Origin of the sequence: Microcystis sp. LE18-22.4A (assembly GCF_027531105.1) — a bacterium.
GTDB lineage: Bacteria > Cyanobacteriota > Cyanobacteriia > Cyanobacteriales > Microcystaceae > Microcystis > Microcystis aeruginosa.
Genome location: NZ_JAPZRB010000154.1, coordinates 1 through 1,331, shown reverse-complemented (window position 1 = coordinate 1,331; position 1,331 = coordinate 1). Strand labels below are relative to the sequence as shown.

The following is a 1,331-nucleotide window of genomic DNA, read 5'->3' as shown; positions in this document are numbered from 1 at the left end:
TTACCGCGTTCGATTCCTCGTAACTCCATATTACTCATTAAAGGCATGGTTCTTTCCTCCTCAAATTGTTTGATTTTACTTTCTAAACTTGACTGCAATTCAGGGGATAAAGTCATCATATTGTCGATAATTTCAAACAGTTTAATTATCTGTTCTCTCTCAAACTCCTTTTCATACAATCCCCTGATTAACTTCCACTTCCACTGTTCCCGTTGTGGCAGCTTCCCAGTAGTCGCTTTTGTTTTCAGGTGTGCCATCACTATTATAGCAAAGGGATTACTACTTGCTTCCAATTAGTCACTGATAACTGATAACTGGTAACTGATAACTGAATAGAGTTTGTCAGCAAAACGTTTTTTGGTCTTAGCTGAAGCGGTAATCCGTTTGAGTTCTTTTTCTAGGGATTCGGGAATTTTTGTCCAATCAATTAGTTGGTGAACTTCAGGAAAAAAGAAGCATAAAAACGCTTCAAAATACTCGCTTAATGCTTCTTTCCAGGGTTCATCATAATTGGCGGTTGTTTGGTTCATGAATTACGACAACAGTTTTAATTTTTCTCCGCTTCTGGCTAAGAGTTTAAAGGTGAATGGGTGAGCAGTGCAGCACCCTAGGGTAAGATTTTCTTATTGGATTTTTGCCAAAGACTGCTTAAATTCTGCGAGAGAATTAGCGGTAACTGCTGATTTTAGTATCTCTTTTAAGAGAGCAAGGTTAGTGATTTTGTCAATCATCTCTTCAATTTCTGAAGAAATCTGTCCGAACCGCACAGTTAAAACTGTTTTTATGTCATCGCGGCTATTTTCTAACACCCCAATTTCCTTGCCAATCTTCTTACCCTGTTCTATTCCTCGTAACTCCATATTACTGATTAAAGGCATGGTTCTTTCCTCCTCAAATTGTTTGATTTTACTCTCTAAACTTGACTGTAATTCAGGGGATAAAGTCATCATATTGTCGATGATTTCAAACAGTTTAATTATCTGTTCCCTCTCGAACTCCTTTTCGTATAATCCCCTGATTAACCTCCACTTCCACTGTTCCCGTTCTGGCAGCTTCCCAGTAGTCGCTTTTGTTTTCAGGTGTGCCATGACGATTATAGCAAAGGGATTGCTACTTGCTTCTAGTTCTGACCAGCTTTCCTCATAGTCCAGTAATTTAACCGTTGGGAATTTGAGGCTGACTTCACAGCCAGCGATAGTATAATTATAGGAATCTGGTCGCCAATTTACTCGTTCATCTCCTAATATAGCGAGACTGATAACCGGTTTCTGATACAAATCAAAGGCCCGATAGTTATAAATATACATCCTCTGAGGGAAATTTTCTTCGTA

At 38.7% G+C, this 1,331-nt stretch carries 2 protein-coding genes and 1 pseudogene; all 3 read right to left on the bottom strand.

What is annotated here, in order from left to right; all coding sequences use genetic code 11:
- A pseudogene (locus O9295_RS27305) lies at positions 1 to 257 on the bottom strand (hypothetical protein); the annotation flags it as partial.
- A 36-nt stretch (positions 258 to 293) separates the two neighbouring features.
- A complete protein-coding gene (locus O9295_RS27300; RefSeq protein ID WP_061431623.1) occupies positions 294 to 530 on the bottom strand; it encodes a hypothetical protein in 237 nt (78 codons plus the stop codon).
- Between the two features lie 93 nt (positions 531 to 623).
- Positions 624 to 1,331: hypothetical protein (locus tag O9295_RS07110; protein ID WP_288032494.1), on the bottom strand; the 708-nt coding region annotated here is incomplete at its 5' end.